Below are 24,551 nucleotides of genomic sequence, written 5' to 3' on the forward strand. Positions count from 1 at the left end.
ATAGTGAGTGCCTCTTTTCGTATGTGGGTTTAGTTCTTGCCGGAACGTTTCCCAGTATACTAGAGGCGCTTTTTTCTTTCAAAGCTCAAATTACTTCATTACAGGAATGGCTCCTTTTTTATAAAAAATTCAATAAGAATAATAAGAAAATCAAAAAGGAATACTAAGGATTACTTAAATAATAATAAAAAGAGGGAGTAGATAACTTTGATAAAATTCATATTGAAATGGTTGGTTAATGGTGCTGTCGTTATTTCGCTGCTTGTATACTACACCGAAGTGTCTTTTATGAGTGCCGCTTTGACTGCAACGGGACTTACGGTTATTGCTTATTTGGTCGGCGATCAAATCATACTTCGCAGAATAAACAACACTGTCGCAACGATTGCCGACTTTATGTTGGCTGCGATTTATCTTGGTACCTTGGCTTATTATCTTGATTGGCAATTAAGTATGGGGGAAACATTGTTTATCGCGTTTATGATTGGGGTTGCCGAATGGGTATTGCATCGTTATTTATTTAATGAGGAATTTAGAATCGCATAGTCAAAAGTAAAGATGGAGGTGGAATATGAGTCGTCTGTCTGAGATTATCGAAAACCATAACAATATAGATCAATTAATAAACTGCAGCATCGATGGATCAAGGCGGGCCGGATTCCTGGAACGTTCGGGAACGGCATATAGCAGATATATGGAAAACCTACCATAACGGTTTATGGTAGGTTTTTTGTTGTTGCTTAAGAAGAATAAGGCTCGTTTTCGATTTTCACCTTTTTGTCCGCCAACTGATGAATGCCGTCACTTGTTCCCGCGGCGTATACGTCGGAGAATTGCTCACGAGTAAGATCGTTCTCCTCCAATTTTACAGGCTGCTCATTTATTCTCGAAACCATTAGCATCACCTCCATTCCTTGCTTATTATGCCATCCGTTCCGATTATTATCGTCGGAATTTGTTGGAGCAATAACTTTAGAAGAATTGCAACGCTATATCGCCTCCAGATAATTATGAATGGATAGATAGCCTAAAGCGTGGGAATACTATCCCAACGATGATGGATTACCTCGTGAATATCCACCTGACTATGAACCTTTATTCCCCTTGTGTTCCCAAATAATGATTTCAGAACAAAGCCGGCAGAAAAGCCGGTTTTTTAGTTTCAAATTAAATAAATTTTATAAAAAACTTCCCGTCTTGAGAAAGAACATTGCAAACGAAGTTCATTAGCGGGAGCCTGTTTTTTTCGAGAATAGGATTGTACCATGAAGAATTGGATAAAATGACGGAATAGGAGATTGAATAATTATTACAGGGGGTCCTTTATGGCTGCTAATAACATTAATCAAATCACTATGTACACGAGTCGCAACCTCTGGTCGGGTTTTTTATTCGGTTTAGGTTTAGTCGCCTTCACAGACGAAACCTTTTTTCATCAAATTCTGCATTGGCATCACTTTTATGATAAATTAACCACCGATATTGGGTTAATTTCAGACGGTTTCTTTCATGCCTTTAGTTGGATAGCAACAATTGGAGGATTGTTTATGTTTGCGGATCTTCATCGACGAAACGCATTGTTGATGAAGAGATGGTGGGGGGGCGTATTGTTAGGCGGTGGATTATTCCAGATATACGACGGTACCATCCAACATAAACTGATGCGGTTACACCAAATCCGATATGTAGACAATGTTTTCATTTACGATTGGTTATGGAATATTCTTGCTATTATTATGATAATTTCCGGCTTGGTGTTTATTATTCTTTCTTCTAAGGAGCTTAAGGAAGATGGAAGAAATGCTTTCAATGAACCATCATGAGCATGGCAACAGAGTTCTTTTTGAACTAATTTCAGCGCTGCCGTTTGCAATAATCATAATTATTTATATAGTTTTGGCGATCGTATCCCAAAAATACTATAAACCGTTCTCGTTATACCGTTATTTCTATTGGATTTTCGGCGTACTTAGTGCAGCAGTATCAGTGGTTGGACCTTTAGCAAGTCGCGCTCACACTGATTTCTCGGCACATATGACTGTTCACCTCCTGCTTGGGATGCTTGCTCCACTCCTTTTAGCACTGGGTGCACCAATGACCCTCCTATTGAGATCGCTCAGTTTGAAACAAGCACGTGGACTTTCACTCATTCTGAGAAGTGCTCCTTTTCGGTTGCTATACGATCCGATTGTAACATCTATTCTCAATATTGGAGGACTGTGGTTACTCTACACAACAGACTTATACAACTTGATGCAACAAAGCTTAATGCTGCATATTTTGGTGCATATGCATTTATTCTTCGCGGGATATCTTTTCACATCATCAATCATATACATAGACCCTGCACCTCATCGAAAAAGTTTTTTTTATCGGACGCTTTTATTGCTTCTTGCCTTTTCTGGTCACGGAATATTGTCTAAGTACATTTATTCAAATCACCTTTCTGGCATACCTGCAGCCCAAGCAGAATTAGGAAGTATGATCATGTACTATGGTGGCGACATTGTTGATATTTTTCTTATCTCTATACTCTTCTTACAATGGTTCAATGCGACCCGACCTCAAATAGCGCTGAATCCTCATGCAAAATAAAGCAGTAAAGTATGAATACTTTACCTTGAAAATTTTAATTGAAAGACTAAAAAGGTACAGTCTCCTCCTATTTTGAGGTACTGTACCTTTTTTTCAAAATTGTGATTTTAATGGTTTAGGTATTCATAATACCAAAAACTCAACGCGTCTTATTAAATTTATCTTTGAAAAGTTGGTCATAAATTAAAACAAGACAGTACGGAATGACATAGGATACGAATGTCCAAAAGATATTCCAACCGTTCTCATAGGCAACTTTGTTAAATACAAAAAGTATGGCTTCCAACACGGTTAAAAAAACGGATGTAATGATAAGTATCAGAAATTTATTAATTTTGTATCTCTTAATTATATACACCATGTAACAAGCGGTTATCGGATAAAGTCCAATGTTGGAAGGTAATGCAGCAACTTCTTCAAGTACAAAAGGAGCGACTTTCCACCATTTAAAATGGTAGCCGATATCATTAACAGCAAAAGAAATAAGACCCGAAAAAGGAGCAATTCTAAGTAACATATTAAAGTCATGCTTTATTAGATATAAGCCAAGTATCCATGGGATTATAAAAAAAATGATGACATTAAAAAGCATATGTTTTACCTCCTGCATAGTATGATCATCCACATCAAATTAGCCTTATTACGATTAGATTCTTTAATTTAATTAGTTTTTTTTCATATTCTATTCAGTTGAGGAATAAGATGGTACGAGCATTCAATGTGATTATAGAAAAAGGAGTGTTCAAGATTGGGTGTATTGCTTGGTTATATCTTTTTAGGACTATCCTTATCTGCACCAATAGGACCTATTAATGCTGCTCAATTGGATGCGGGCATTAAAAAAGGCTTTTGGCATGCATGGTTGGTCGGACTAGGAGCGATGGTAGCCGATATCCTATATATGCTGATGGTCTATTTTGGAATCGTCCATTTCATTAATATTCCTTTTATGCAAACGTTTCTCTGGCTGTTTGGCAGCTTTGTGCTAATCTATACCGGAGTTGAAAGCTTGATGGGTATTGGACAAGCTATAGGATCTAGAAAAATCAGCGAGGGCAGCCGATTTAAATCGTTTCTTTCTGGTTTTTTAATGTCATTGTCCAATCCTTTGTCTATCTTGTTCTGGCTTGGAATTTATGGTTCTGTGCTTGCAGAAACGGCGGAAAAATATGATGCCAAACAATTGATTTTATATAGCTTTGCCATTCTTTTCGGTGTTTTTATTTGGGATGTAACAATGGCTGGAGCAGCAAGTACTGCCCGTAAATGGTTAACGGAACGTATTCTGAAAGGTATCGCTATATTATCGGGTTTATCGCTGATTGGATTTGGGCTTTATTTTGGCTATAAAGCCATAGATGTTCTATTTTTTAAATAAAGACTTCTCAGAAAGTGGTACGGCTTTCTTCCATTTTTTCCTCATTAGCCAAGTTACGATTGAAATTATAATTAGAAACCCCATACTTACCATGAAACCAGGCCTGCTAGTATGATGAAATAACGAACCGATTACTGCCATACATAGAATGAACATTCCAAGGATTCGTTTTGTTTTCCCCCATGTAGTGAGCTTTAATATGCTGCCTGAGGATAAGAGAATGAAAATCCAATTGTAAAGAAGCATTAAGCCAGCAGCTGTCGTGAAATACTCGTAAATCTCTCCAGGCAGCAGCATTGCGCAAATGATTGACACAAGAAGTCCAGTTGTCGTCAATCCAATAGCGAGAAGCGGACGGTCCTTTGCTTTTTGGGCAAAGAGCGAAGGTGCGTCATTATCTTCCGCTAAAGTAACGAGCATACTCGTAACTGCAAAAAGTGAAGCGACCATCGTAGAAAAACCGGCAATGATCAAAATCCCGATAAATAGATGTGGTACGAAAGGCAGCTCATATTGATTGAGTGCGAGTAAAAAAGGACTTTTCTTAGTGTTTAGTTCTTTCCAGGAAATTAGGGTAATCGTGAGAATTAGGGACGCCACATAAATGATTGCCAGTAAACCAAGCATAACTTTTCCTGCTTTTGGCGCATCCTTGGGTTCTCGCAGTCGCATAGCCATAATACCCATAATCTCTATTCCGCCAAAAGCATAAAAGGCAAAAAGCAAGGAAGACCATAAGCCCATGATGCCTTTTTCGAAAAAACTTTCGAACGGAAATGCAGGACTAGATTTGCCTTTTCCCAGCAAGCCGAATAGAGCCAGTATGGCGATCACAATAAACATTACAATCGCAGATACTTTAATAATAGCAAATATATTTTCCATTCGTTCAAACCCTTTTGTTCCGGCGAATATGATGGATAATCCCAGAACTGCAAATATGGAAGCCAAAATCCAAATTGGAATGTTTGGGAACCAAAAACGAGAAAATAAGGATAAAGCGGTTAATTGACTGCCCATTATTAATAATTCAGAGGACCAATACACCCATCCGCTGCTAAAACCGGCCCATCGGCCATAGGCTTGTTTGGCATATGAGCGAAAGGAGCCCTTTATTGGATGTTCAGCTGTCATTTGCGCAAGCACATCAAAGACGAGATATGTGCCTATTGCAGCAGTAAGAAATGAAATTAATACAGCAGGACCACCTATTTTAATAGCTAATCCCGACCCGAGAAAATAACCTGTACCAATTGTACAAGCTACACCAAGCAAAGATAATTGCCACCATTGAAGTTTGTCATTGTTAGCATTAGACGATTTATTATTATTTTTTTTCATGTAGTTAGTCTCTCCATGTTAAAAAACTTCGTATTTTATATATATTTTTATTTTCGTTGATTCGGTTTCTCACAAAAAAATAGTATGCTCTTAACTTAAAAAAATATTCAATAAGTCTAAAACTGGAGGGAAACATTTCCCTCCAGCAGTTCGTCCTTAAGCTCGTTAGAAGAGTGATATGATGAATTCCAACCAAATGGATAAAGCGGAATAAGATGCAACAATTATTTGGAAATACTCGTATAAGAGGATGCGTGAGCCATGCATGTTCGGTGAGTGAGGAAATCTGCTCCGAGTCACTCCGATTATAGGAAGGTGTTGAATTGACCATGACGAGTATGAACTGGAGAAAATGGCTGATAGTTCTTACAGGTCTTCTATCTATAGCATTGGGCATTCTTTATGTTGCCGAAACAGGATCTAGCAACGGTTTTACAGGGTTGGAGTCCAGGACCGTACAAAATACCGTGCAATATTGGAGCAAAATCTCAATCGGCCTTGGATTTGTTTTGCTTACGATACTGCTGCTTAGACAGAAGATGAACCCTCAAGCAAACGACGGATTACTTATTATCGTATTGTCTTTGCTTTTTTTAATTCAGCTTCCACCGTTTGCATTGTGGCTGCTCGTCAGTTTATTTGGAACAGGGGCTTCGATCGGCTGGATTGCGGTACATATCGCGCTGCTCCTTCTTCTGGTCAGAATCTTTACATTAGGCCGCCGGAGCGGCACTTCTCATATATAGTACGGGCGCTCCTCTCTTGACACCGTACCGCGCGATCTTTATAATCGAAACTAACCATTTTATGCATATGGAGCGTTGAAGAGGAACAGTAATTTCGTAAGCAAGGCCTAGAGAGCCGGTGTTTTTAGGGTGCAAGCCGGACCTGCTGCGAAATGAAGCTCGCCTTGGAGCTGTGCGAATAAAGAGGTCGGTGCGAGGCATCGATTGCGAAAAAAGCACCGTCTGGCCTGCGTTAAAGGCGACAAGTGAGCGATAGGCAAAGCATGCCTGCCGCTAACTAGGGTGGTACCACGGGAGAACAACCTCTCGTCCCTAGCGTTAATCGCTAGGGGCGGGAGGTTTTATGTTTTTTTGAAGATGCATACGTACAGCACATAATTTTTAGGGGGATATCTCAAATGAGTCAAGAACAGCAATTTCACGGCTACAATCCGCTTGTTGTCGAGCCGAAGTGGCAGCAATACTGGGATAAAAACAAAACATTTCAAACGACAGAAGAAGCGGACAAACCGAAGTTTTACGCACTCGATATGTTTCCGTATCCATCCGGGGCGGGTTTGCATGTAGGTCATCCGGAGGGCTACACCGCTACGGATATCGTATCCCGTTACAAAAGAATGAAGGGCTACAACGTGCTTCATCCGATGGGCTGGGATGCCTTTGGCTTGCCAGCGGAGCAGCATGCGCTTGATACAGGCCAGCATCCACGCGATATTACGTTCAAAAATATCGATAATTTCCGCCGTCAAATTAAATCGCTTGGCTTCTCATACGACTGGGACCGCGAGATCAGCACGACTGATCCCGAATATTACAAATGGACGCAATGGATTTTTATCCAATTGTACAATAGAGGACTTGCATACGTTGCCGAGGTTTCGGTTAATTGGTGCGAGGCGCTTGGAACTGTTCTTGCTAATGAAGAAGTAATCAATGGCCTTAGCGAGCGGGGCAGCCACCCGGTTGTGCGTAAGCCGATGCGCCAATGGATTTTGAAAATTACCGAATATGCAGATCGTTTGCTGGATGATCTGGAAGAGCTCGACTGGTCGGAGAGCATTAAGGATATGCAGCGCAACTGGATTGGTAAGTCGAAAGGCGCTGAGGTTACTTTCGAGATTGACGGACATGATTCGGCATTGGTCGTATTTACGACTCGCCCGGATACATTGTTTGGCGCGACTTATTGCGTCTTGGCGCCAGAGCATGAGCTTGTAGCGCAAATCGTAACCTCAGAGCAAAAAGCGGCTGTAGAAGCTTACCAAGAAGCTGCAGCGCGCAAGAGTGACCTAGAGCGTACCGATTTGGCAAAAGATAAATCAGGCGTATTTACAGGCGCTTATGCGATCAATCCTGTGAATGGCGTAAAAACGGCAATTTGGATAGCGGATTACGTGCTTGCCGGCTATGGCACAGGCGCTATTATGGCCGTACCAGGTCACGATGCACGTGACTGGGAGTTCGCGAAGCAATTCGACCTTCCGATCGTTGAGGTTGTTGGGGGCGGAGATATTACGAAGGAAGCTTATGCAGGCGATGGACCGCATGTGAATTCCGACTTCTTAAACGGCTTGACTAACGTGGACGCTATTGCAAAAATGATCGAGCATTTGGATGCTGCAGGCAAAGGTAAGGGCAAAATAACTTACCGTTTGCGCGATTGGCTGTTCAGCCGCCAGCGTTATTGGGGCGAACCGATTCCAATTATTCATCTGGAGGACGGCACGATGAAAACCGTGCCTGAGGACCAGCTGCCGCTCTTGCTGCCTGATGTTGATGCGATAACGCCTTCAGGCACTGGCGAGTCTCCGCTTGCAAGCGTTACGGAATGGGTCAATACAATTGACCCTGAGACGGGTATGAAAGCACGCCGCGAGACGAATACGATGCCGCAATGGGCCGGAAGCTGCTGGTACTACCTGCGTTTCATCGATCCGAAAAACGACAAGCAGCTGTGTTCGCCAGAGAAGCAAAAGGAATGGCTGCCGGTTGACCTTTATATCGGCGGTGCTGAGCATGCGGTGCTTCATTTGCTTTACGCACGTTTCTGGCATAAGGTGCTTTATGATATCGGCGTAGTTGATACGAAGGAGCCGTTCCACAAGCTCGTAAACCAAGGGATGATTCTTGGCAATAACAACGAGAAAATGTCCAAATCACGCGGCAACGTCATTAACCCTGATGATATCGTCAATGAGTTTGGTGCTGACACGCTCCGTATGTATGAAATGTTCATGGGGCCGCTTGAAGCGACTAAGCCTTGGAACACAAACGGCGTCGAAGGCACGTACCGTTTCCTTAGCCGTGTATGGCGTTTGTTCGTAAACGAGGATGGCAGCCTAAACGCTAAAATCGGAGATGGCGATACAAGCGATGCTTTCAAGCGCACTTGGCATCGTTCCATTAAGAAAATGACAGAGGATTATGAAGCGCTTCGCTTCAACACGGTCATTAGCCAACTGATGATTTTCGTTAACGAAGCATACAAAACGGAAGTGCTGCCGCTTGCGGCTATGGAGCAATTCGTGCAATTGATTTCGCCAATTGCTCCGCATATCGCAGAAGAGCTATGGGAGAAGCTTGGTCGCAAGGATTCACTGACTTACGCTTCATTCCCGACGTTTGAAGATGCATGGACAGTGGATCAAGAGGTTGAAATTGTTGTCCAAGTTAACGGCAAAATCGTCGACCGCGTATCCATTGCAGCAGATATGGACGTTGCAGAAATGGAAAGCTTGGCGAAGGAGCTGGAAAAAGTGCAAGAGCTGATTGCCGGCAAAACGATTCGCAAAGTCATTGCGGTAAAAGGCAAGCTTGTCAACATCGTCGCTAATTAATCAATGAGTGCAAATAAAAGAGGTGAACGGGCATTAGCTGAAGAACAGCTATTGACCGTTCACCTTTTCGCCTATGAAGGCAGTTGAAACCTTGATTACATCTTCATCGAACTTGTCATGCGTCGTGCGGATAAGCTGATTGAAGACGCCGTCCGTCTCGCGGCGCAGCAGATGCAATGCTTTTGCAGTAATGCCTCCAGGCACAGCCACCCTTTCCTGAACATCTGCTGGCGTTAGCCCGCCCTCGGTTAGCAGAAGACCTGTGCCAAGCAGCATGGCGCTGGCTACTCGAAGAGCTTCTTCGCGGCCGATACCCGTTTCCTGAACGGCTGCATCGACAAATTGCTCGAGCAGGAAGGAGATGAAGGCAGGTCCGCAGCTTGACAGATCCGATACGATGCGTGTATAGCCCTCATCTATTCGAAGCGGCTCGCTTATGTTGGACAACAAATTCTCAAGCCGCGCTTTGTCTTCCTCATCAACCGACTGGCCGTAAATGCAAAGCGATGCTCCGCTCCACACATAATTCGTGATGCTCGGAATCATCTTTGCGATCTTGCAATCGAGCTCACCCTCCAGATGGGAGATAAGAACAGGACTTGTGATGGAAACAACCATTTGGCCTGGTCTAATGACGGGCTTCAAATCATCGACGACCTTTTTGAATTCTAACGGCTTGACGCATAAAAAAACGATATCGCAGCCGCTGGCTGCTCCCGCATTCGTGTATTCGGCTCTCATGCCGGAATAACGGTCGGCCAAGGCTTGCGCTTTTGTAAAGGTGCGGTTGCTGACAGCAATTTGTGCTGGCGCTAACGCGCCTGATGCAATAAATGCTTCAATGAGCAGACTTCCCATCGTGCCAGTCCCGATAAATCCGACATTCATACTGAACCCTCCTATAGGTTTGGCGCGCGCATAACCGGAATCAGATCGTTCTAAAGGCATGCGCGAGCAAATCCCGAGTCAAAATTTCTGTATTTGTTTCGTTTGCTCTCTTACCTTATTCCTTAGTACTTGTTTTATATGTCACTATATGCCAAACAATATGTTGTTTGCAGAAAGGTCGGACTGAAATGAAGCCTTCTTCGATTGAAATGTCGAATAAACAGCTAATATTTGCCGCAGCGCTTATTATAGTGGCTGTTATTCTTTTAGCCTCAGCACTGATGGAACCAAAACAGGACGTCCCCGGGGAATGGGTGCCATTGAACGCTAAAGTAGAAACAGCGATTGCTTCGTTTGATCAGACTAATGAAAAGGAAGATTTACAGGAGTCTGCTGAGGAGAAAGCAGCAGAAATAACAGATGAGAAAATAAATGGAGATAAAGAAGAAAATAAAAAAGAAAATACTGATGAAAATCCAGAATCGCAAAAAGTGCAGATGGGTTTAGAAGAAGCGGGTGAGGAGAGCAAGCTTGATATTAATCGTGCTACAGCCGAAGAGCTTGATGCATTAAAAGGAATTGGCCCTGCGAAGGCAAAGGCGATTGTTCAGGATAGAGAGCAAAATGGAAAATTCATCTCGGTCGATGATTTGCTCCGAGTCAAAGGAATCGGACAGAAATTGCTTCTAGGCATTGAAGAGAGCATTGTAGCTCGTCCATAATTGTGAGAGAATGGAAGAAGCGGACTGTTATTTATTTCCGCTTCCATAATAGCTTCAGCTATTATTATTTCATTTTATGAAGGAGTCGAGGAAATGTCAGAACAACGCAAGCTTTCTCTTGATACGCTATCCGTCCACGGAGGCCAACAAATCGATCCGACTACGTTGTCGCGCGCAGTACCTATTTACCAGACGACATCTTACGGATTTAAAGATACGGATCATGCAGCAAATTTATTTTCATTGCAAGAATTCGGGAACATTTATTCCAGAATTATGAACCCGACATCGGACGTTTTTGAGAAACGCGTAGCTGAGCTGGAAGGCGCTCCGGCAGCCTTGGCGGTTGCTTCTGGCCAATCGGCAATTACATATGCGATACTCAACATAGCGGGTGCTGGCGATGAAATCGTTTCTGCAACAAGCCTTTATGGCGGAACGTTCAATTTATTTTCCATCACTTTAGCAAAGCTTGGCATTACGGTAAGATTTGTAGATCCATCGGACCCGGAAAATTTCCGCGGTGCCATTAATGAGCGTACAAAAGCGGTTTACGCTGAAACGATCGGAAATCCGAAGGGCGATGTCATTCATTTGGAGGCTGTTGCTGCAATCGCGCATGAGAACGGCATTCCTTTTATCGTGGACAATACGTTCCCAAGCCCGTATCTATGCAGACCGATTGAGCATGGCGCCGACATCGTTGTCCATTCAGCCACAAAGTTTATTGGCGGTCACGGTACGTCGATTGGCGGTATTATTGTGGACGGAGGCAAGTTCGATTGGAAGGCGAGCGGCAAATTCCCAGGCTTGACTGAACCAGACCCAAGCTACAACGGCGTTGTGTATACGGATGCGGTTGGTCCAGTCGCTTATATCATTAAAGCACGTGTACAATTGCTGCGTGATATGGGAGCCGCGATTTCACCGTTCAACTCCTTCCTGCTGCTGCAAGGTCTCGAGACGCTTCATCTTCGGATGGATCGCCACAGCTCGAACGCGCAAAAGGTTGCGGAGTTTTTGGAAGGGCATGAAGCGGTTGAGTGGGTTAATTACCCAGGCCTTCCGAGCCATCCGACCTACGAGCTGGCGCAAAAGTATTTGCCTAAGGGCAAAGGCGCGATTTTGACATTCGGCATTAAAGGCGGCGTTGAAGCGGGCAAGAAAGTGATTAATTCCGTGGAGCTGTTCTCGCATCTGGCGAATGTCGGCGATTCGAAGTCGCTTATTATTCATCCTGCAAGCACAACCCATCTGCAGCTGTCTGCAGAGCAGCAAACAAATGCAGGCGTATCGCCAGGCATGATTCGACTTTCGATCGGTACAGAAGGCATTGAAGATATTTTGGCTGATCTGGAGCAAGCGATTACGGCCAGCCAACAGATTTAATTCATATACTGAATAGCAGCTAGAACATCAGATGCAGCATGAGAGGGGAATTTGGATTCATGAACACCCAAACGCAGGATGCCGTCCGGAAGGATTGGGACACCTACTTTATGGATATCGCTTATATGGTTTCGACGCGCTCGCGTTGTCCGCGCAGACATGTCGGTACCGTTCTTGTGCAAGGGAAAAAATTGCTCGGTACAGCGTATAACGGAGCGCCGATGGGCGTGCAGGACTGTCTCGAGGCAGGCTGCATGATATCGGAGGAAGTTGAGATGAAGCAAATCGACGGCAAGGAGCAGCTGATCAAGAAGCAGCGCTGCATTCGAACGATCCATGCGGAGCAAAATTTGCTGCTGTTTACGGATCGCGCTGATCGGGAAGGCTCAACGATATACGTCACTGACCAGCCTTGCTGGACGTGCGCCAATATGGTTGCCAATAGCGGTGTCATTGAAATCGTCTATCATCGAAGCTATCCGAAGGATAGCGATAAGGTGAGCAATCTAATGAAACAGAAGGGCATCAAATTCCGCTGTTTGGACCATTTTGAACCACCTGCCCAGGCGCATATGAATGTAACTTCATAGTATGGAATAATTAAAAATAGTGAGTAGGGGAGGAACCTCTGATTGCATCTAAGGATGCGTCAGAGGTTCTTTTTTTTGTATTGGCGAGCAAATTGTTGAGAGGAGAGAGGAGAATGAGTCGGCGGCCTTTGATTTGGTTTGCGATTTGCTGGGTTTTTGGGAGCGCTGCGGCTGCGGGTCTGAGCAGCTTCGGCGCTTTGCTTGCGGCGGGCGCTGCCGTGCTGCTGGCGCTGGCCGCAGTGCTGTGCAGGCAGGCGTCGTGGCAGCTCGCGGCAGCCTGCATTGTGGCAGTGGGCCTTGCCGCAGGGGAGCGGATGTGGGCGGATGCCCGCAACGCGACCGAGCTGCCGGCCCTGCTCGCCGCCGCAGAGGCGGATGGCCCGCGAGCTGCGTATGCGGCGGAAGCGGTCGGCACGATTGTGTCGGCGGTCGAGGTCGACGGCGACCGGGCGATGCTTCGCGTGGAGGCGCATAGCGTCCACGTGCAGGGGGAGGCGGCCGCGCGAGTCGTGCGCGAGCGGCTGCTTGTGCATGTGCGGCTGGATGCGCAGCCGCAGCAATTGATCGCCGCGGCGTGGCAGCGCGGCGACAAAGTGCACCTCGCCGGCGAGCTGACGCGGCCGGTTGGCGCATCCAATAGCGGCGGATTCGATTACCGCCGCTACCTCAGCAGCCAGAGAATCCACTGGCTGCTTAAAGTGCAAGGCACAGGCGCCGTAGAAGCGGCGCCTGGCCCCCAGTGGACCGCGGCCGCTTTGCTCGGCCGCGTCGACACCGCGCGCGCATGGCTTGGCGCGCGAATGGACGTGCTGTACCCGTCCACTTGTAAATAAGGGGTTTAATAAGCTTTTTACCCACATTTCTCCCACATCTTTAAAGTATCCCATTCATCAGATCGTCCAGCTTTTCAACAGCTTCTCGTTTTTTAGCTTTAGTTACGTGAAGATATATACGCACTGTTATGTCGCCGTTTTTATGCCCCAGAAGCCTTTTAATTGCTTCCAAATCGACCCCAGCCTCAGCCATAAGAGAAGTGTAGGTGTGTCTTAAAGAGTGAGGGCTGATACTTGTTGGAAGACAAGAGAGACGAAGGACATCTTTCATGTATTCCTGGAACCTTCTAATCGATAATGGCCTACCTGGCATCGTGTTGGTGTTTATAAATATGAATTCATCTTTTGTATAGTAGCGATCAGCCACAGATATCCGGTACTCCCGGCGCCAAGAATTTTGATCCTTAAGCATAGCTATAATCTTTTCGCTTATATCGATTTTACGAGCAGAACTGTATGTTTTTGGGGTTCCAATTTCAAAATTTATGATGCCTTTGTCTTCATGCATCGTTTTCGTAATCGAAATCTGTTTATTGATTTCGTCTATGTCACTTGGTTTGAGAGCACATAGTTCGCCGATCCGCATTCCAGTGTAAGCGAGAATAAACATTGCGCGAAATTTCTGCTCATCGCCGTATTCCTTTGCGGCTTGGAGTAACAATGCCAGTTCTTCTTTTTCAAGATACTGAGGCAATTCTTGTTCCGATTCAAGTTGCTGGACTGTCCTTCTAAATACCGGTAACTCTACATCAATTGTTGGATTCCCTTTAACTAGTTCCATTTGAACAGCTTTTTTGAAGACCATTTGCATGGCTTCGTGAAGTAAACTTATCGTACTTTTACTTCGCCCTTCACGCTTTCTTTCAGTTAATAGATCTTGGTATTGTAGTTTTGTAATTTCTTTAAGTTTTAAACCGGCAAACTTCTTTTTCGCATATGCTAAACTGCCTCTGCGGACTTCAACAGAACGATGCTTTACATTCCCTGTGGACTCATAAATTTCAAGCCATCGATCACACCACGCAGTAAACATAATCTCTTTTTCTTCAACGTATGTTCCGGTAAGAATTTCCGCTTGTATCTTTAAACCCGTATTATACGCTTCTTTTGCAGTCGGGAAGCCTGGTGTTTCTTTCTGAATACGTTTACCTGTGACAGAATCCTTAATGCTGTATCTATAAAAAAATCTACCGTTGCGCTCTCGAACATTGGTGTACTTTTTAGCCAAAAAAGCACCTCCTTATCTTTGACTTGGATGCAGTTAAAATGGAAGAGAATACTCAATACCAAAAATATGAGAATCTTTTTCCTGTCTATTATCTTCCAACTCATCCTCCCATGAACTTAGTAGTCCTTGTTTGAAGAAAGTTGTAGGAGATCCGCACTTTGTACAGAATCTGGCATTCCCTTCCGCAGGAGTTCCGCATTCCCAAATCACATCGCCAAAATCCCTCTCAATTGCAGAACATTTATTAATGATATGAGTAGCACAAATTTTACAAAATTCATTCTGATGATCAATCTCTTCATTTCCGCATCTGGGACATAAGGCGGCTCTTCCTTCTTTATTTACGTTGTATCCTTTATAGATCAAGTAAATTTCACCTCTCTGTGTTGAAAATTTTGAATTAGCACATACTGGGCAATTGGCGGCAAACCTATTGATGTAATAATGACGACAATTAATGCATTGTTTAGAATGCAAAATATTCTGAATATAGTCTTGAAACCTTTTTATAAGAGTGGGCGAGTACACATTTATGTGTTCTAGATCCCAGGAAAGCATTTGTAATCGAGTCTTGACTGCTGCAGATGAAATTTTAAAACAGTCAGAAGTGTCAAAATAAATGAATTTATGAAACTTATCTCTGAGTCTCTCTACCACTATTGGCGGGGACAGAGCGTTGCGAGCAAAAGCATTTGCCTCTCTTTCTAAGACTAGATATTCAGCCTTGGACAATCCTCCTCTATTAAAAGTCGTCTCTTTAAACTCTCTTAAATGCCCAAGTTCAATGTGACCAATTTCATGCATAAGAGAAAACCGTACTCGCAATGGGTTTTCAATTGAGTCGTTATACACGATTATGTATTCCTTACCATCACGAATAACGCATGCATCTTCTGTTTGCCATGCTGCTGCAACTTCTCTAACAGAAGTCTGGTGCAATTTAGCAAGCTCACTATACGAATACAAATCCCATCCGTTACGATTTATAATTTCGAATGGATCTATTGGAAATTCAGTAATATCTTCTTTTTCAAAGAAGTTCACAACTGTTTCCATTATTTTTTCATATCGCGGCCTTAGCGGTACTGTCACTCGTTCCCCTCCTGTTTGTTCTTTTTACTCCTCCGCATTGTTTCAATCATATCTTTTACAAAATCCTGTTGCCTTGAATCCAAGTTCTTAAATTCTCTGGCGATGTAAGAGATGTCGTCATCCACCGATAGTTCATTAGCTTCTTGCTGATCATCTTCGGTATTTGTGAAGAAATCAACAGGTTTTCCGAAGTAATCAGCGATTACTTTTAAGGAATCGACCTGTGGCGATTTCGTTTGACCGTTAAGGATTTTTGTAACGCCTGTATAGGATACCCCGGTGTCTTTAGCAAGTTTGTAAGCTGTTATCCCCTTTTCATCCATTAGATTTTGTATTTTTGATGCGATGTCCACTTGTAAACCCTCCGATTCTGGTTATAACTCAATAAAGTAATATTAAAACACAATAGAGAGATAAGTCAAGATAATAAGAGTATGTTGGAGAAAACTGCATATTTTGTCACACAAACGAGTTATAACTCGAATTGTGATATAACACTTTGGAGTGATAGTATTTATCCCAGAAGGAGGTGCTATCAATGGGTCAAGCAATCGAAAAAAACGTTCACCGTTTAATTGAAGAAAGAGGATGGACGATCTATCGACTCAGTAAAGAGACAGGTATTTCGCTGACATCGCTTTATAATCTTGGATCGAAAAAAAACGGTCCGTCTGCAGATGCTTTAGTTAGACTCGCTGATTCTCTGAAGGTTACTGTCGATGAGCTGGTACGATGACAACTAAAAAAGAGGTGCATGTGGTATGAATAACTTAGAGGCACTACCAGAGGTGATGTCAGTGGAACAAGTAGCTGGCTACCTGAATGTCTCCAGGGCAACCGCATATAACTGGTGCAAAGAAGGGGCCTTACCAAGCATCAAGGTAGGAAATACTCGTCGAATCAGGAAGTCAGTTATGCTTTCGTGGATTGAGAAGCAAGAAAGTTGTGCCAGCCATGAACATGGACAAGCTTAAAGTCGCTTTCGAGGAAGCCGTGCAATACCGGGTATTCGAAATACGGGCACTGGTTGAGAAGGGTAAGCTGCTTCCGATCGATCCCGTTGATCAAACAACGCTGATGGTGGCCGTTAATTCTGAGGCTCATATCCGTTACTGGCGCAGCGTTTACTCTGGTGAAGGAGGTGATAAGGCATGATCGTAAAAGGCTGTGTCTGGCTGGAGCTGACGCACGATGAACGTATGATTTGTCTAGAGTTCGCAGCTTGGCAAAACGCTAAACGCATGAAAAAGACCCTTGCGGGGTAGGAGCCGCAAAGGTCTTGCAAGACATATTAGTTACCGCCAGTGTATCACACTGCGGTTAAAAGGAGAAGTGCTTCGATGTTAAAATCCACTGGCGTTGTTCGTCGTGTTGATGATCTAGGACGTGTTGTCGTCCCAAAAGAGATCCGTCGTTCTTTAAGAATCGCTGAAGGGGATCCAATTGAGTTTTTCATAAAAGGCTCGGATATTGTCCTTCGTAAATATGCTCCTGGTTGTACTTTCTGCGGTGTCGAAGAGGGAGACTTAAAAACCTTCCGCGAACAGATCGTTTGCCCCGATTGTATCACGGCTCTAGGGAAATAGGAGGGGCTGCCGTTGTCAAAAGTATCGATCATGCTATTACCACCTGAGTGCGAGATATGTGGTCAGGAAGTCGAGCTTCAATCTTTAAAGCCTTGGAATGGGAAAGACGTTTGCCATTATTGTATTCATGAAATTAACGAGGAGGCAGAACAACATGCCAGTACAAATCACAATTAACGGTGAAACCGCCAAAGAAACACTCAACGAACTTTTCAATCTATCATCCGGATTAGAGAATAGGCAAGCTGCACCAGCAGCGGCTACAGCACCTTTCGTACCACAAGCTCCAACGGCACCGATTCAACCGCCAACGCAACCCTATGTTGCACCAACACAGCCGCAATACGCTGCTCCGACTGATACAGTTCCAACAGGGGCATCCCCATCTTATGCACAAGGAATCGTTCCAGCACAACCACCTATGCCTCTTACAGGCGGTGTTCCGACATCTGTTCCTAGCTACACGATGGAGCAGCTAGGAGTAGCTGCAGGGCCTTTGGTTGATGCAGGTCAGGGACATGTGCTAACCGGATGGCTTCAGCAGTTCGGTGCACAGTCATTGACGCAACTGCCTAAAGAACGTTACGGCGATTTTGCTACGTACCTCCGTAGCTTGGGTGCGAAGATATGAGTCAAATAGCGCATGCAGAACGAGCACATGCGCTGCTGTCAGCCAGTGGGGCACACCGCTGGCTGCACTGCACACCAAGCGCAAGGTTAGAGGCTACACTGCCTGATACAACGAGCAGCGCTGCGCAAAAGGGTACGCATGCTCATGAGATGGCGGAGCTTAAGCTTCGCAAGGTGCTCGGCATTGACCCGTTAACGGCACGCAAATACAACGCTGCCTTGAAAAAAATGAAAGATAACGAGCTTTATGAGGCGGACATGGATGCGAACACGGATTTATATGTGGATTATATCCAAGGTTTGGTACATGCTTTTCCATCGCCGCCTTACATAGCGGTGGAGCGCAGGGTCGATCTCACAGCTTACGTTCCGGAAGCTTTCGGCACAAGTGACTGCATTATTATCGGCAGCAAAAAGCTGATCATCGCGGATTACAAAAACGGCCAGGGTGTTCCGGTGCCGGCGAATAACAATCCGCAAATGATGCTTTACGCGCTTGGCGCTCTTCGTGCTTACAGCCTACTATACGAAATCGATACGGTTCACGTGGCGATCGTACAGCCGAAAGTATGGGATCAACCCTCTGAATGGTCGTTGTCCGCTTCAGATCTTCTTGCGTGGGGCGAGTCGATCAAGCCGATCGCGCAGCAAGCATTCAATGGTGAGGGTGATTACTCGCCAGGCGAGCATTGCGGATTCTGCCGAGCTCGTGATACCTGCCGAGCCCGAGTGGAACAGTTCTTCTCTGCAACCGAGAAAGCACCGATGAAGCCGCCGCTTATTGGGTGGGATGAGGTCGGTGACATTCTTAAATACGTAGATGATTATGTTAAATGGGCGAAATCGTTGAAGGAGTCTGCGCTTGCTGAGGTTTTGAAGGGCGGCGACATTCCAGGCTGGAAAGCAGTACACGGCCGCGGTGGACGGGATTTCGTGAATATCGATGCTGCCTTTGTTCACCTGCAGGCGAACGGCATTGATGAAGCATTGCTTTACACGCGAAAGCCTATTACGGCAGCTGCTGCAGAAGAAGTCCTTACCAAAAAGGTGTACAAGGATCTTTTAGAATCAACTGGCCATGTGGTCAAGAAGTCAGGCGCGCCAACGTTAGCCCCTGCAGATGATCCGCGTAAAGCAATTAGCAACACGATTTCAGCGGAACAAGCTTTTGGAACAACTGAGGGGGTATAACCGTGGGGGATATCGCGGATTACCATATCGATCAAATGACATCAGGCCGCTGGCCAAGCGGCACTATCCGAGGAGGCAACAAACACATGACTAATCAACCTTCATTCAATACCAACATCACGACAGACCGTGTAAGACTGAGCTTTGTACACCTATTCCAGCCCCATGCCAATCAGCCAGGGCAGGAGCCGAAATACAGCACGACGATCCTGATTCCGAAATCCGATACAGCTACGATGCAGCGCATTTATGCGGCTATCGAGGCAGCCATTCAAAAAGGTGTTTCGTCTACGTGGAACGGTGCTCGTCCGCCGCAGCCGGCAGTGCCGATTTGGGATGGTGATGGCGTGCGTAAAAACGGTGATCCATTCGGGCCAGAGGCTAGAGGGCATTGGGTCATTACGGCGAGCAGCAAGCAGCAGCAAGCTATCGTGGACATTAACATGTCACCGATCATTAATCAAACTGAGATCTATAGCGGCGTATATGCTCGAGTGAACATTAACTTCTTCCCGTACAGCAATAGCGGTAATCGCGGCGTTGGGGCTGGACTTGGACCAGTGCAGAAGGTGTCGGACGGTGAACCACTAGGCGGCCGTATTAGTGCCGATCAGGCTTTTGGCAGCGGAGCTCCTGTAGGTGTAGGTTATCAGCAACCGTCCCACCAGCCGCCTACGGGATGGGAGCAAACTGCGCCACAGCAATATGGACAACCGCCTGCAGCTCCTCAATATGGTCAAGCGCCTCAGCAGGGTTATGGGCAACCAGCTCCTCATGGTTACGGTCAAGCGCCACAGCAGCCGTATGGCCAACCTCCAGTAGCTCCGTATGGCGCACCTCAACAAGGGTATGCGCCTCCAACTGGACAAGTAGCTCCACAGATTGACCCGATTACGGGCAAGCCGATACAAGGTAGCGTTTGGGGCATCTAGGAACCATCTACAGAAGGGGATTCGGCAACGGGTCCCTTTTCTTATCCCAATTTTAGGAGAGATCGGCTATGAAAGTCCTCTTTCAATCAAAAAACAGAGAATGGTTTTGTTTTACTCATGCAGTTCAAAGAGCCATACGCGGCGAGCTAATAGATGCAGAAGCGGATGCAGATGATTTTTGTTCGGAATACGATTTCCGGGATACTTCCTGTGTGGATTGCTGCAGTAAGGAGTTGGACGATTGAGACAGCTCAATATTGATATCGAGACTTTCAGCAGTGTTGACATTAAGAAATCAGGTTCCTACAAATATGCACAATCCCCTGATTTTGAAGTCTTACTGTTCGCCTATGGTTGGGACGGCGGCCAGGTTCAGATTGTCGATCTGGCGCAGGGTGAATTTGTCCCGTTTGAGGTTATCGAAGGTTTGAAGGATCCAAATGTCATGAAGCACGCTTATAACGCTTCATTTGAGTGGTATTGTCTCAATCGTTTATGGTATTCACCTGTTGAGCAATGGCGCTGTACGCAAGTGCATGGCTTATATTGCGGATACACGGCTGGGCTAGGTGCTGTCGGTGAAGCATTAGGCATCCCGCAGGATAAAAGGAAGCTTGTAACGGGCATGTCGTTGATCCGGACGTTCTGCATCCCTACAAAGCCGAGTAGAACGAACGGCCAGCGTACTCGGACGCTTCCACATCATGAACCCGATAAATGGCGACTCTTCAAAGATTACTGCGTGAATGACGTTGTGGCCGAGATGGAGATCCAGCGCCGGCTTTCGCATTTCCCAGTGCCGGATCAGGAATGGCAACTCTGGCATCTTGATCAGCGGATTAATGCTCGCGGATTGGCCGTGGATATGCAGATGGTCGAAAGCGCACTTGCGGTAGATGAGCAAGTGACAGCGGATCTGCGTACGGAAGCTATAGCGCTAACGGGGCTCGATAATCCGAAATCGGTCCAACAGCTTACGAAATGGCTGGAGACTGAAACAGGTGAGGAAGTCGAGAACCTGCAAAAAGGCACGGTGTCCAAGCTGATTGGCAAGCTGGATGAGGGCAACGCAAAGCGTGTACTGGAGATCCGGCAAGAACTTAGTAAGACTTCAACAAAGAAGTACGAGGCAATGCGGCAGGCTGCTTGTGCAGATGGCCGTGTACGCGGGCTTCTACAATTTTACGGGGCCAATCGGACCGGACGATGGGCAGGACGGCTTGTGCAGATCCAAAACCTCCCTCGGAATTATCTTTCGACGCTAGAATATGCCCGGCAGCTTGTCGTTGAACAGAATGTCGCCATGCTTCGCTTTGTTTACGGCAATGTGCCGGATACCCTCTCGCAGCTAATCCGGACGGCGTTCATCGCGCCTATTGGAAAAATGCTCGGAGTTGCAGATTTTAGCGCGATTGAGGCGCGAGTCATCGCGTGGCTAGCTGGCGAACAGTGGCGGCTAGATGTGTTTGCTACTCACGGGAAGATATACGAGGCTTCTGCTTCTCAGATGTTTGGTGTACCGATCGAGGAGATCGGCAAAGGTAGCGACTTGCGCCAAAAGGGCAAAGTAGCTGAGCTGGCGCTTGGCTACCAAGGAGGTAAGGGCGCGCTGATTAATATGGGCGCACTGGATCAAGGGCTCTCTGAGGACGAACTGCCGGAGATCGTAACGCGCTGGCGGAATGCGAACCGGCGAATCGTTGACCTGTGGTACAGCTTGGAGGCGGCAGCGCTTGAGGTTATGGAGTCAGGCGAGGCTGTAGGTATTAAAGGATTGATCTTTGCGAGGGAAAGTCACTATGGGACCAAGCAGGACTTCTTCACAATTCAATTACCGAGTGGCCGAAAGCTCTACTATGCCAAGCCTTTTCTGAAGGAGAACGACTTTGGCAAGCAGGCTCTTCATTATTGGGGCATGGACCAGCAAACCAAGAAATGGACTGTACTGAACACCTACGGCGGAAAGCTTGTCGAGAACGTGGTTCAGGCGATCGCGCGGGATTGCTTGGCTGTGACGCTTACCAAACTGGACATGGCCGGCTATCAGACCGTGCTACACGTACACGATGAGGCAGGCATAGAGGTTGACAATCCTAGCGACTTGGACCGGGCACTGGCCATCATGGCTGAACCGATTCCATGGGCACCAGGGCTGCCACTTAAGGGCGATGGCTTTACAACTCAATTTTATATGAAAGATTGAACATAAAGGACGGTGTGAAAAATGGCTCCCCGAACTAGTGAACGAGGAAGGATTGTACCTGTTAGAGACATGGAACGTGAGAAAGCATCCAGCGGAAGCAGCGAAGTGAAGACCTGGAAGATGAGTCCTGAAGAGCTTGAAGATTATCGGGCTCGCACTGGGTATAAGGCTCCCACTGACGTTGTCGGTAAAGAGATTAGTCCGCCGGTACAACAGCGCAGCCCAGTGTTTAGTTCCGAGGAGCAATCGAGGAGAGCAGCCGGTCGTAAACCTAGTGCCAATGAGCCAAATAAGCAAGCATTCTTAGCAGGGATCGCTGAAGGTAAAACGATTGTGGCCATGGAGAAAGCTTTTGGCATGAAATCCAATGGAATGTACTACTGGTTGAAAAAGTGGGGTCTCGTTGGTATCTCGCCAGGTAAGGCGAGGGAGCTGATAGATCCAAAACCCGCAGAGGAAAATGAGGAGGCTACACCTGTGACAGATCAAATCGCACATAATTCGTTGATCTTCTATGAGGCAAAAATAACTGAGCTCAACGAGGCGTTAAGAGCCCAATTAACTGAAAATGAGCGACTCTCTGAGCGTATGGTTGAGTCGCAGCTTCAAGCTACAAAAGCATGGTCTGAATTGGAAGACCTACGGCCCCGTGTTATCTCGTATGAAGATGAGCTCACGGCTTGGACACAACGTGATACAGAATCAACGGTTCGTATATCAGAGCTGGAGGAAGACCGGGAGCAGTGGCAGAAACAAGCTGCCGCGTACAAATCAGAACGTGACGCTCTTCAATACAGTCGCAATGAAGCACTGCAGGCTGTTGCTGAGCTGGTAGACGAGAAGCGCTTGCTGCTGGAGACGATTGAGAAGTCTATGTCGGATCCTGATCCTAAGGACCTGGTAATGGCTGCGAGCGACAACGTGAATCACCCAGCTCACTATACTGCTGGCGGCATTGAGTGCATCGACGCGATCGAGGCGGCACTTACCGGATTAGCAGGGCCTCAGGCATACAGCACAGGGGCTGCTATCAAATATCTATGGCGCTGGTCACATAAAAACGGATTGGAAGATTTAGAGAAAGCAGCCTGGTATGTGAACCGGCTGATCGGAGAGGCGAAAGCGAAATGATTAGAGCTATGAACGAGTATCGTGCATCACTGGCTCGACTTGCAAATGGCAGTAATGTACGCATGAGTTTACCTCCACGAGCTGACGACGATGATTTTATGATCTCAGAAGCATTGGATCATCTTGATGCTTTGCGGTCTTCCGCAATCCAGTCAGTCATTACCGAACGCCAACGTCAAGATGCCAAATGGGGCCAGCAGAATCACGAGCCGATGTACTGGTCTGGAATCTTGGGGGAGGAGTATGGAGAGCTCTGCCAAGCGATTAACGAAACGGTATTTAACAACGGTCCGGATGAGAGTAAGAAAGGCGGCTACGCCAACATGCGCGCGGAGGCTGTTCAGGTGGCTGCTGTGGCCGTAGCGTTCGTGGAGATGCTGGACAGGCGGTACGGGGCGAATGAAGCTGGAAGCTAGTCAGTCTAGAGAACTCGATAGGTGGATTGCAGAACGGCACTATTTGCACTCCACTCCGCCAGGAGCACAGCTTCGTCTATGGGTGCTAGATGATAAGGGTCAGAGAATCGGCGCGATGATGTGGGGGAGGCCGACAGCTCGAAGCCTAGACAGTAAATCACTTTTGGAGCTTACGCGCTTTTATCTTATAGACGAGACGGAGTCCTCCGCCGAAAGCCGAGCGCTTGCCATGGCCCGCAAACATATTCGCAAGCATTTTCCGACTATTAAAGGTTTGCTTTCTTATTCCAGTATTGGGCAGGGACATGAAGGTGGTATTTACCGCGCAGATGGTTGGTTTCCCGTAGGTTTAACACGCAAACGCAAAGACGGCTGGTCTTCTCGTAATCGAGAGGACCGCGATCTATCTCAAAAAATCAGGTGGGTGAGAAGTCCATGAAGGTTGAAATCGTAAACAAGGAGCAGTTGCACAAGCTGTTCCTCTCCGGTAAGCCACTTACGGAAATAGCCAAGGAGCTCGGCAGTACGCACGGCAGTATCCGGACGATGATCTATCACGAACGGGCGCGCAATCCGTTAGATTGGCCGCTTCGGGTGAATTATCCGAGAAAGTCCGAAGAGCCGCCGCTTATGATGCACCTTTACGAGTGTGGGGATTGCGCAATTACCTTTGCGGTAGAGGATTACGAAGAGGTAGACCATTCGGCTACGGTCTGCCCGATCTGTCGCAGTGGTGAAGCTATCGAAGATAAATGCTATGGGCGCTTTGTTCCAACATCGGAAGCGATCTTACGTGATGGTACGTGATACAACATATCGAAAA

29 protein-coding genes and 1 other annotated feature are annotated in these 24,551 nt (G+C 46.2%); of the genes, 22 read left to right on the forward strand and 7 right to left on the reverse strand.

All coding sequences use genetic code 11. From position 1 onward, the window contains the following. Positions 1-207 precede the first annotated feature (207 nt). A complete protein-coding gene (locus AC1TPC_RS10975) occupies positions 208-546 on the forward strand; it encodes a DUF2512 family protein (RefSeq protein WP_482066901.1) in 339 nt (112 codons plus the stop codon). A gap of 194 nt (positions 547-740) precedes the next feature. Here the strand turns inward: AC1TPC_RS10975 and AC1TPC_RS10980 are convergent, their stop codons facing one another. Beyond that, positions 741-896 (reverse strand): hypothetical protein, encoded by a 156-nt coding sequence (locus AC1TPC_RS10980; protein WP_482066902.1) that lies wholly within the window; start codon positions 894-896, stop codon positions 741-743. 429 nt (positions 897-1,325) lie between these two features. Between AC1TPC_RS10980 and AC1TPC_RS10985 the strand changes: the two genes are divergently transcribed. Together AC1TPC_RS10985 and AC1TPC_RS10990 are read left to right on the forward strand one after the other, a co-directional pair. Continuing rightward, complete coding sequence (locus AC1TPC_RS10985) at positions 1,326-1,823, forward strand: DUF2243 domain-containing protein (protein WP_482066903.1); 498 nt, start codon at positions 1,326-1,328, stop codon at positions 1,821-1,823. Continuing rightward, a complete protein-coding gene (locus tag AC1TPC_RS10990) occupies positions 1,792-2,595 on the forward strand; it encodes a cytochrome c oxidase assembly protein (protein WP_482066904.1) in 804 nt (267 codons plus the stop codon). The genes AC1TPC_RS10985 and AC1TPC_RS10990 overlap by 32 nt, the downstream gene beginning before the upstream one ends. A 139-nt stretch (positions 2,596-2,734) precedes the next feature. Here the strand turns inward: AC1TPC_RS10990 and AC1TPC_RS10995 are convergent, their stop codons facing one another. Beyond that, entirely contained in the window at positions 2,735-3,187 is a 453-nt protein-coding gene (locus AC1TPC_RS10995; RefSeq protein ID WP_482066905.1) for a CBO0543 family protein, read from the reverse strand. A 156-nt stretch (positions 3,188-3,343) separates the two neighbouring features. Between AC1TPC_RS10995 and AC1TPC_RS11000 the strand changes: the two genes are divergently transcribed. After that, positions 3,344-3,973, forward strand: coding sequence for a LysE family transporter (locus tag AC1TPC_RS11000; RefSeq protein WP_482066906.1), 630 nt, complete (start codon positions 3,344-3,346; stop codon positions 3,971-3,973). Here AC1TPC_RS11000 and AC1TPC_RS11005 read toward each other — a convergent pair. Continuing rightward, a complete protein-coding gene (locus tag AC1TPC_RS11005) occupies positions 3,959-5,314 on the reverse strand; it encodes an amino acid permease (protein ID WP_482066907.1) in 1,356 nt (451 codons plus the stop codon). The two genes, AC1TPC_RS11000 and AC1TPC_RS11005, sit on opposite strands and share 15 nt — an antisense overlap. Before the next feature lie 329 nt (positions 5,315-5,643). Between AC1TPC_RS11005 and AC1TPC_RS11010 the strand changes: the two genes are divergently transcribed. Together AC1TPC_RS11010 and leuS are read left to right on the forward strand one after the other, a co-directional pair. Continuing rightward, positions 5,644-6,060 (forward strand): hypothetical protein, encoded by a 417-nt coding sequence (locus AC1TPC_RS11010; protein WP_482066908.1) that lies wholly within the window; start codon positions 5,644-5,646, stop codon positions 6,058-6,060. A gap of 66 nt (positions 6,061-6,126) precedes the next feature. Then, positions 6,127-6,377 (forward strand) — a binding site (T-box leader). An 81-nt stretch (positions 6,378-6,458) separates the two neighbouring features. Further along, the gene (gene leuS, locus AC1TPC_RS11015; protein WP_482066909.1) at positions 6,459-8,897 is read left to right on the forward strand and encodes a leucine--tRNA ligase; all 2,439 of its coding nucleotides are present in this window, start codon (positions 6,459-6,461) and stop codon (positions 8,895-8,897) included. Between the two features lie 48 nt (positions 8,898-8,945). Here the strand turns inward: leuS and comER are convergent, their stop codons facing one another. Then, positions 8,946-9,785, reverse strand: coding sequence for a late competence protein ComER (comER, locus tag AC1TPC_RS11020; protein WP_482066910.1), 840 nt, complete (start codon positions 9,783-9,785; stop codon positions 8,946-8,948). Between the two features lie 188 nt (positions 9,786-9,973). Here comER and AC1TPC_RS11025 point away from each other — a divergent pair, with 188 nt between their 5' ends. The 4 genes from AC1TPC_RS11025 (at position 9,974) to AC1TPC_RS11040 (ending at position 13,319) form a co-directional block, all read left to right on the forward strand. Continuing rightward, a complete protein-coding gene (locus AC1TPC_RS11025) occupies positions 9,974-10,507 on the forward strand; it encodes a ComEA family DNA-binding protein (protein WP_482066911.1) in 534 nt (177 codons plus the stop codon). A gap of 93 nt (positions 10,508-10,600) precedes the next feature. Continuing rightward, positions 10,601-11,896, forward strand: a complete 1,296-nt coding sequence (locus AC1TPC_RS11030; RefSeq protein WP_482066912.1) for a homocysteine synthase — start codon at positions 10,601-10,603, stop codon at positions 11,894-11,896. A 59-nt stretch (positions 11,897-11,955) separates the two neighbouring features. Next, entirely contained in the window at positions 11,956-12,486 is a 531-nt protein-coding gene (locus AC1TPC_RS11035) for a deoxycytidylate deaminase (RefSeq protein ID WP_482066913.1), read from the forward strand. A gap of 113 nt (positions 12,487-12,599) precedes the next feature. Next, positions 12,600-13,319 carry a ComEC/Rec2 family competence protein gene (locus AC1TPC_RS11040; RefSeq protein WP_482066914.1) on the forward strand — a complete coding sequence of 240 codons (720 nt, stop codon included), beginning with the start codon at positions 12,600-12,602 and terminating at the stop codon, positions 13,317-13,319. A gap of 40 nt (positions 13,320-13,359) precedes the next feature. Here the strand turns inward: AC1TPC_RS11040 and AC1TPC_RS11045 are convergent, their stop codons facing one another. The 3 genes from AC1TPC_RS11045 to AC1TPC_RS11055 are packed head-to-tail and all read right to left on the reverse strand — an operon-like array spanning position 13,360 to position 15,992. Then, positions 13,360-14,547: a tyrosine-type recombinase/integrase gene (locus tag AC1TPC_RS11045; RefSeq protein ID WP_482066915.1), complete on the reverse strand. Its 1,188-nt coding sequence runs from the start codon at positions 14,545-14,547 to the stop codon at positions 13,360-13,362. A gap of 33 nt (positions 14,548-14,580) precedes the next feature. Beyond that, positions 14,581-15,639: an ImmA/IrrE family metallo-endopeptidase gene (locus AC1TPC_RS11050; RefSeq protein ID WP_482066916.1), complete on the reverse strand. Its 1,059-nt coding sequence runs from the start codon at positions 15,637-15,639 to the stop codon at positions 14,581-14,583. Beyond that, positions 15,636-15,992 (reverse strand): helix-turn-helix domain-containing protein, encoded by a 357-nt coding sequence (locus tag AC1TPC_RS11055; RefSeq protein WP_482066917.1) that lies wholly within the window; start codon positions 15,990-15,992, stop codon positions 15,636-15,638. The genes AC1TPC_RS11050 and AC1TPC_RS11055 overlap by 4 nt, the downstream gene beginning before the upstream one ends. Before the next feature lie 185 nt (positions 15,993-16,177). Here AC1TPC_RS11055 and AC1TPC_RS11060 point away from each other — a divergent pair, with 185 nt between their 5' ends. The 12 genes from AC1TPC_RS11060 to AC1TPC_RS11115 all read left to right on the forward strand — a co-directional run bounded on the left by AC1TPC_RS11060 (position 16,178) and on the right by AC1TPC_RS11115 (position 24,535). Further along, on the forward strand, positions 16,178-16,375 hold the full coding sequence (locus AC1TPC_RS11060; RefSeq protein ID WP_482066918.1) for a helix-turn-helix domain-containing protein: 198 nt from the start codon (positions 16,178-16,180) through the stop codon (positions 16,373-16,375). 55 nt (positions 16,376-16,430) lie between these two features. Further along, positions 16,431-16,613 carry a helix-turn-helix domain-containing protein gene (locus AC1TPC_RS11065; RefSeq protein WP_482067168.1) on the forward strand — a complete coding sequence of 61 codons (183 nt, stop codon included), beginning with the start codon at positions 16,431-16,433 and terminating at the stop codon, positions 16,611-16,613. Next, positions 16,585-16,794, forward strand: a complete 210-nt coding sequence (locus tag AC1TPC_RS11070; RefSeq protein ID WP_482066919.1) for a hypothetical protein — start codon at positions 16,585-16,587, stop codon at positions 16,792-16,794. The genes AC1TPC_RS11065 and AC1TPC_RS11070 overlap by 29 nt, the downstream gene beginning before the upstream one ends. A 185-nt stretch (positions 16,795-16,979) precedes the next feature. After that, positions 16,980-17,225 carry an AbrB/MazE/SpoVT family DNA-binding domain-containing protein gene (locus AC1TPC_RS11075; RefSeq protein ID WP_482066920.1) on the forward strand — a complete coding sequence of 82 codons (246 nt, stop codon included), beginning with the start codon at positions 16,980-16,982 and terminating at the stop codon, positions 17,223-17,225. Positions 17,226-17,379: 154 nt separating this feature from the next. After that, positions 17,380-17,856 (forward strand): hypothetical protein, encoded by a 477-nt coding sequence (locus AC1TPC_RS11080; protein WP_482066921.1) that lies wholly within the window; start codon positions 17,380-17,382, stop codon positions 17,854-17,856. Continuing rightward, the gene (locus AC1TPC_RS11085; protein WP_482066922.1) at positions 17,853-19,046 is read left to right on the forward strand and encodes a DUF2800 domain-containing protein; all 1,194 of its coding nucleotides are present in this window, start codon (positions 17,853-17,855) and stop codon (positions 19,044-19,046) included. The genes AC1TPC_RS11080 and AC1TPC_RS11085 overlap by 4 nt, the downstream gene beginning before the upstream one ends. 2 nt (positions 19,047-19,048) lie before the next feature. Continuing rightward, complete coding sequence (locus tag AC1TPC_RS11090; protein WP_482066923.1) at positions 19,049-19,978, forward strand: DUF2815 family protein; 930 nt, start codon at positions 19,049-19,051, stop codon at positions 19,976-19,978. Between the two features lie 241 nt (positions 19,979-20,219). Next, the gene (locus tag AC1TPC_RS11095) at positions 20,220-22,181 is read left to right on the forward strand and encodes a DNA polymerase (protein WP_482066924.1); all 1,962 of its coding nucleotides are present in this window, start codon (positions 20,220-20,222) and stop codon (positions 22,179-22,181) included. 21 nt (positions 22,182-22,202) lie between these two features. Beyond that, positions 22,203-23,312: a DUF3310 domain-containing protein gene (locus tag AC1TPC_RS11100; protein ID WP_482066925.1), complete on the forward strand. Its 1,110-nt coding sequence runs from the start codon at positions 22,203-22,205 to the stop codon at positions 23,310-23,312. Continuing rightward, on the forward strand, positions 23,309-23,728 hold the full coding sequence (locus AC1TPC_RS11105) for a nucleoside triphosphate pyrophosphohydrolase family protein (protein WP_482066926.1): 420 nt from the start codon (positions 23,309-23,311) through the stop codon (positions 23,726-23,728). The genes AC1TPC_RS11100 and AC1TPC_RS11105 overlap by 4 nt, the downstream gene beginning before the upstream one ends. Further along, on the forward strand, positions 23,712-24,167 hold the full coding sequence (locus AC1TPC_RS11110) for a Mom family adenine methylcarbamoylation protein (RefSeq protein ID WP_482066927.1): 456 nt from the start codon (positions 23,712-23,714) through the stop codon (positions 24,165-24,167). Before AC1TPC_RS11105 ends, AC1TPC_RS11110 begins: the two co-directional genes overlap by 17 nt. Then, on the forward strand, positions 24,164-24,535 hold the full coding sequence (locus AC1TPC_RS11115) for a hypothetical protein (protein WP_482066928.1): 372 nt from the start codon (positions 24,164-24,166) through the stop codon (positions 24,533-24,535). Before AC1TPC_RS11110 ends, AC1TPC_RS11115 begins: the two co-directional genes overlap by 4 nt. The last annotated feature ends 16 nt before the right edge of the window (positions 24,536-24,551 follow it).

The organism is Paenibacillus sp. Y280, from assembly GCF_056786335.1.